We start from the raw sequence: 6,000 nt of genomic DNA, 5'->3' as shown, positions 1-6,000 counted from the left end.
GAAAAGGTCTTCCTTTTTGCTATTTATCTATTTACACAAGATATTTTACGCTCTCTACTTTTCCTAATGCTATTTCTAAAGGCGGCCCCATAATCAGAAAGAAAAAATTATTAGAAAAATAATGCTGTAGTCCATTATGTACAAATGCATACGTAACAAACCTCCAAGGCTCAAATACATTTGTATGAATGCCGAGGAAATTTTTCAACACTCTTATTTCATACATGGAATCTAATAATATGGATATCATAAGGACGCATGTGTTTATAGCAATTAGATAGAACGTAATCGGATAATTCAAGATATATTCCTTTAAAGTTTTGCCATAGTTCACTTCCATATACCCCTCCAATTTATTGCATATAACGTTCTAGTTTTTTCGATGCATCTGGCAGGCTAAAGAGACGTGCCTCCTTAATCCTCTAGTCTTCCTTTAACATTCCGTAAACAACATGATCTACATAATGATCGTAAAGCCTTTCAACTTGTCTAACTGTACCTTCATTAACAAAATCTTCAGCCAGCCAGTAGCCAATAGAACATAAGCTTTCTCCATCTTGAGTCAGGTTCCTTAGCGAATTAAAGCGCAGCGATTGCTTGCAATACTTCTATTTTCCTAGACTCGGTATCGAATATTACTGTCCTTGTATCATTTTTCCTTACAAATACAACTTCCCCATTCGAGTCAACGCAATAAGCGATGGGAATTGAAATATCACTGTCCTTGAAACAACCATCTGCATGACTTGTGCCAATAACCATTGTCATATGTCTTTTGGCAATAGTTATAGCTTCGGTTATCCATTCATTAAACTGTTGATCACTAAACATCCCAACTCCGATTGGATGTGCAACAAAGTCAATATTCAGCTCACTTATTTCCCCAAGCCCAAATAGCCTTCCGGATATATAACCATATCCACTTGAGGGTTTCTAACTATTTCTTCTGATAACTGTTTTACTCCTCTTTCCAATTTCGGTTGTCCGATGAGTATTTTCATCACTCGTCTCCTCTCTATTGTCATTGCCCGAATTCCCTATAATGTTCCTGCAATCACGACGATTCACCAGATAAGGCCGTAATCTTACTCTAATATAAGATCCATTGGTTCTGGTCTCTGAATAGTTTTCCAATTCCTATATTCTTATAAGCATATTTATATTACAATAGGAAATCCTGTTTATTCCAATAAAAAAAGAGATGAAAGGAGAGAAATGCGGAGTTTGGCGGGTTTCAACACTCAAAAGTTCTTCCATATAAAAAATGAACCCAAACCGATTCAACTTGATGAATCGATCTAGGTTAGGTATCTTGTCACATATTACATTCTCTTTATCGTATAGACCTCATCGAATGTTACCTCTGGGAAATCAGGTGACGGGCCATCCAGAAGCGGCTGCTGTTCTCCCTTCAGATATTGATCGAAAAATGCTCTTACATAGGTCCTCGTAATATCGACATTATGCACAGGGTCCATATCTTTAGCAAAAGTCGACGGTGACATAAGCGCTATATCCGTGAAGCTTTGATGGTAAAATTTATCAGCCGTCAAATAGTACGTATCATTTTGGCTCTTCTTCATGACGGATTCCAGGTCTCCGGCAAATTCTTCATAGAACACTTTATCCTTTTTCGTCTCCGTCGGATTCAAGCTCTCGGCTGTGATGCCGGACATGATATACATAAACGGTTGCTGCAAAGCGGCATGAGCGACATTCCCCCAGAAGCCGCCCTCTAGACTGACGCCTGCTTTGAAACGCGCGTCCGTTGCCAACGTCTCAGCTGTCGTTGCTCCACCGTAGGAATGGCCGAATATTCCAACATGATTCAAATCCAGTTTACGTTCGAACAAGCGATTAGGATCTTTTTTATTCCACTCCGTGAGCGTGTCCAGCACGAACCTGGCGTCCGCTGCGCGAATGCCGCCCCCCCTTATGTTGCTCTCGTAAATCTCCGCTGGCGTCGACGTCGGCAATTCCGGACCTACATGATAGAAAGCAGTCCGGCCATCAGGGAAGGAGACCTTCGCGGACGTGTAAGGATGATCGATGCCCACTACGATATAACCATGACTAACCAATTCCTCTACAGCGGTCATGCTCTGGAAACGAGTGGACCGGACGCCGGGAGAGAACAGCAGCACTGGATAGCTTACTTCAGCCGTTGACAGTTCTGCTCCTTGAACAGCATGCGTTGGAATCGTGGTTACATGACTGAACAACTGTTTGGGTACGCCGAACACAAGACTAATGGCTTCCCCAAGATCCGACGGATAACTCTCTTTTGGTTTCGACTTGGCCTTATCGAAATCAACGGGATACCATACATTAACCATTAACTCCCGCTTGTCCCCTTGCTCAGCAGTCAGTGTTTCATCACGAGCTTCATCCGTCAAATGCTGGGATATTGTGCCAATTGCATATTTCCCTGTCGGGTCGGGCATTGAAAATGTAGGCAGCAAATTAGTCAAATAGATAGAAGCAGCAGTGACGGCCAACACCAATATGGATAGCCCCCATCTTTTTAATCGCGATTGGATACGAGCTTGATTTTGAGGCTTGACTAGTCTTCGCACTAATACAATAAAGAGCGACAACGTTACAACGTATGCCGGCACCATCTGGATGCGGAAATCATCAATCAACCCATGCAGAAGCACGACTAATACCAGAGATGTCAGCACAGCTGCATCTCGGCGCCTTTCTCTTTTTCCAAAGATCATAATTCCTGCGGCCGCCAAGCTCACCAGAATGACAATAATCTCTAACGCTCTCATGTTGCAGATCCTCCTCTTGAGCCCAGTCCTCTAAATGAAGGACTGTCAGTTGTTATACATAGAGGATAAAGCCTGTAGTATACTACAATGTCAAACATTAAATTAATAAGTTGCAGTTGACAGGTTAGGAAATCCTTTAAATTAGATATGAATGTGAATCAAGCTAAGGATATTTTAGAGAACGTGTTAGGGGATTATGTTACTCAGATAACTGCAATTGAAATGGGAGATGTCCGGTATAATTTCTCGGCCTTTCGGAAATCTAACAGTAAGGAGCGTGGATGATAATGGATAACAAAAAACAGAAGCACAAAGAAGAGCCAACGATTGCGCCTAGTATGAACGGGCACGATCCGCTCGAAGAAAAAGCAACCAAGAAAGAAATCGAGCAAGGCGAACATACGGAAGTGACTCGCCTATACCTCGACCAGACACCGGAGGACTAAGGAGTCCCGTATATCCAAATCCGCTGGAGCCGCGCTGTGTTCCACACAACTTGTCAAGAGCACGATACAATCAGCGCGGTACACCGCGATGTTTTAACAACCGCTGTAATGGTCATAAACGGCCAGATGATATTGAGCAGATTAAACGCCTCGGATAGCTATTATCTTAGACCGGATCGCGTGTTGTCTGAATATGCTTTTGCGATTATACATCCGACAACTAACCCCTTATCGAGTCTGCTCGATACTGCCCCGGTGTTAATCCCGTCCACTTTTTAAAGGCGTTTTGGAATGCGCTCGGCTCTGAATAATGAAGAAGATAAGCGACTTCCCCTACTGTATATTCCGGATTGGTTAAATAGCGTATGGCGAGCTCCTTCCGAACTCTATTTAATAACTGGATATAGGATGTATGTTCCTGCTTCAATTTTGCCTGCACTGTTCTTGCACTCAGTTTGAACGCTTTAGCCGTATCTTTTAAAGTTGGAATAAAGGATGGCATAGACTGGGTGATCCACTTGTAAAGTTGGTCTGAAAACATGTGGCCTTGAAGAAGTTTGTTTCTCGTTTCTTCCGCAATGGTCTCGAACACTCCCAACAACTGCGCATCAGAGAATAGAATGGGATATTCCAAAACCTCTTTACCCATGCGAATACAATTTGTTACGCTTCCGAACTGAGGCTCTATCCCCCACACCGATATGTGTTCGCTAATGTCAGATGGAGAAGCATGCGCGAACTGTATGCCTGTTACAGGGATCGAGCGACAGCTCAACCTAATCATGATATGGTACAAAGAACTCGCCATCTCCTCCACACAATGCCTCGAGGTCTGTCTGAGCGTATCCTGAAAAATCACTTGTATCAAGACATCGTCCCGCTCTACTTCCCACCCGATGTTGTATACACTGCACACAGTGACGTTATATCTTTGGTAGGCTTCCAAAGCTTGACCGATAGTTTTGGAGTGCATCATCACATATCCCAAAACGCCTAAATCAGAAATTTCTATAGTCTGCCCTTGGTGTAATCCAAATGCTTCGTCCTGTGTGAAGGCTGAGGCCGATTCAATTAATCTTTCAAATTCCTCCGCCGAAATTCGAGCTTCAGCATTCTGGAGCAAATTCGCATCAAAAGCAGCATATTTATAAAAAGCATCGACATCATAACCTTGAAGCACAAGAGTTTTTATAATGGGATAAATCTGGGAAACCGGTACGTCATAATGATTCAATAGTAACTGCCCTCCCGCATTTGCATAAAACCTTATGTTTTTTGCGCCTTTCATCATTTTTACGCAGCTTCGCGCAGCTTATTATATACATAGCGTCTTTCGTTCACCACTATCATATCACGATAGCTTATATGGTATAACGTTATATTTCACTTGTGTGGCAAGTCAAACATCATCTGGCAAGCAGGAGGAAAATGAATGAAGTCGAATATTGCAATCATCATGGGACATCCTTACTCCGAAAGTTTTTGCGCCGGTTTAGCTGCGGCTTATGCGAAAGGAGCGACCGAAAGCGGGGCGCATGTACGTATCATTGATTTGAGTAAAATGAACTTTGACCCTAATCTAAAGTACGGCTACTCTCACAGAATGGAACTCGAGAAAGATCTGTTGAATGCGCAAGAGACAATCCGTTGGGCCGATCACCTGGTATTCGTCTATCCGACTTGGTGGGGCGCGATGCCTGCGGTTCTGAAAGGGTTTATCGACCGGATATTTTTGCCTGGTTTCGCATACAAATATCGTCCAAATTCCATATTTATAGATAAACTGTTAAAAGGGAAGTCAGCCCGTCTAATCGTAACGATGGATACCCCTTCTTGGTATAACCGTTTCGTATACAAGCAAGCAGGTCATCACATCATGAAGCGTGCCATCCTGAATTTTAGCGGAATCAGCCCTGTTCGTATTACTGAACTCGGACCGGTTAAGACATCAACGGATCAAATGCGCGAAAAGTGGTTAGCACAAATTCAAAAACTAGGCTCAAAATTGGCATAAATGAAGAGCACCCAATCATTATGGGTGCCCTTTGTTATTGCGAAACCGTCAGCGCTTAACTCTCACGAACTGTTAATTTTGATAATGAGACGTATCCCCGTACATTTCAATCGATGGAACATTCTTCTTCACTGAAATTCTGCAAAGACTAGTCGATTCAATATCCGGTAAGCTTGAAAGTTCATATAATTCTTTATTCCCATAGTAGCCCATGATTGTCTTTAAGGTTAATCTGTGAGTAACAATCAGCACCTTTTCTCCCTGATGTTTTGATAGGATGCCGTCTATAGCGGGTATCACTCTGTTCATCAACTGCATATAAGTTTCTCCAGAGCCTGTTGGCTGGTATAGATGAGGTTTGTTGAAAAAATCAACGTACTCTTGAGCATGATGCTCCTGTATGAATTCTATACGTCGTCCCTCCCACAGTCCCATATTTATTTCTTTTAATTCATCCATGGGCATGATAGTTGCATGGTTACCCCCGGCTGCAATCTGAGCTGTTCTCAATGCCCGAGGGCTGGAACTAGAATATACCGCATCGAATGGTATTGTTTTCAATCTCTTTTGTAACCATTCTGCTTGTAGAACTCCTAAGCTTGTAAGAGGTGAATCCTTATGTCCTTGCATTCTCTTGTCTACATTCCACTCCGTCTGTCCGTGTCTGGTCAAATATAAAATAGTCTCAGTCATCGTATTGCCCTCCATATTTACACAAGTTATTGTCTAGAGTATACTATTGAAAAATATATAATAAAAATAT

8 protein-coding genes and 1 pseudogene are annotated in these 6,000 nt (G+C 42.5%); 2 read left to right on the top strand and 7 right to left on the bottom strand.

Annotation, left to right across the window (positions count from 1 at the left end):
• Nucleotides 1-31 precede the first annotated feature (31 nt).
• The 5 genes and pseudogenes from LQV63_RS32140 to LQV63_RS23870 all read right to left on the bottom strand — a co-directional run bounded on the left by LQV63_RS32140 (nucleotide 32) and on the right by LQV63_RS23870 (nucleotide 2,777).
• Entirely contained in the window at nucleotides 32-226 is a 195-nt protein-coding gene (locus tag LQV63_RS32140; RefSeq protein WP_407672961.1) for a rhomboid family intramembrane serine protease, read from the bottom strand.
• 196 nt (nucleotides 227-422) lie between these two features.
• Nucleotides 423-512 (bottom strand): annotated as a pseudogene (locus tag LQV63_RS23880) (GNAT family N-acetyltransferase); the annotation flags it as partial.
• Nucleotides 513-579: 67 nt separating this feature from the next.
• A complete protein-coding gene (locus LQV63_RS23875) occupies nucleotides 580-831 on the bottom strand; it encodes a hypothetical protein (protein WP_233698573.1) in 252 nt (83 codons plus the stop codon).
• Between the two features lie 44 nt (nucleotides 832-875).
• Nucleotides 876-1,001 (bottom strand): hypothetical protein, encoded by a 126-nt coding sequence (locus LQV63_RS31565; RefSeq protein ID WP_267934179.1) that lies wholly within the window; start codon nucleotides 999-1,001, stop codon nucleotides 876-878.
• Between the two features lie 321 nt (nucleotides 1,002-1,322).
• Entirely contained in the window at nucleotides 1,323-2,777 is a 1,455-nt protein-coding gene (locus LQV63_RS23870; protein ID WP_233698572.1) for an alpha/beta hydrolase family protein, read from the bottom strand.
• 287 nt (nucleotides 2,778-3,064) lie between these two features.
• On the opposite strand from LQV63_RS23870, the gene LQV63_RS23865 reads away from it, so the two are divergent.
• Nucleotides 3,065-3,223: a hypothetical protein gene (locus LQV63_RS23865; RefSeq protein ID WP_233698571.1), complete on the top strand. Its 159-nt coding sequence runs from the start codon at nucleotides 3,065-3,067 to the stop codon at nucleotides 3,221-3,223.
• A gap of 220 nt (nucleotides 3,224-3,443) precedes the next feature.
• On the opposite strand, the gene LQV63_RS23860 is transcribed toward LQV63_RS23865, so the two are convergent.
• Nucleotides 3,444-4,457 (bottom strand): AraC family transcriptional regulator, encoded by a 1,014-nt coding sequence (locus tag LQV63_RS23860; RefSeq protein WP_233698570.1) that lies wholly within the window; start codon nucleotides 4,455-4,457, stop codon nucleotides 3,444-3,446.
• A 198-nt stretch (nucleotides 4,458-4,655) separates the two neighbouring features.
• Between LQV63_RS23860 and LQV63_RS23855 the strand changes: the two genes are divergently transcribed.
• Nucleotides 4,656-5,237: an NAD(P)H-dependent oxidoreductase gene (locus LQV63_RS23855; protein WP_233698569.1), complete on the top strand. Its 582-nt coding sequence runs from the start codon at nucleotides 4,656-4,658 to the stop codon at nucleotides 5,235-5,237.
• 72 nt (nucleotides 5,238-5,309) lie between these two features.
• Here the strand turns inward: LQV63_RS23855 and LQV63_RS23850 are convergent, their stop codons facing one another.
• Nucleotides 5,310-5,930 (bottom strand): histidine phosphatase family protein, encoded by a 621-nt coding sequence (locus tag LQV63_RS23850; protein ID WP_233698568.1) that lies wholly within the window; start codon nucleotides 5,928-5,930, stop codon nucleotides 5,310-5,312.
• Nucleotides 5,931-6,000: the final 70 nt, after the last annotated feature.

Source organism: Paenibacillus profundus (assembly GCF_021369635.1).
Lineage (GTDB): Bacteria > Bacillota > Bacilli > Paenibacillales > Paenibacillaceae > Paenibacillus_B > Paenibacillus_B profundus.
The sequence above is the reverse complement of the archived record's forward strand: the minus strand, read 5'-3'. Positions and strand labels throughout refer to the sequence as shown.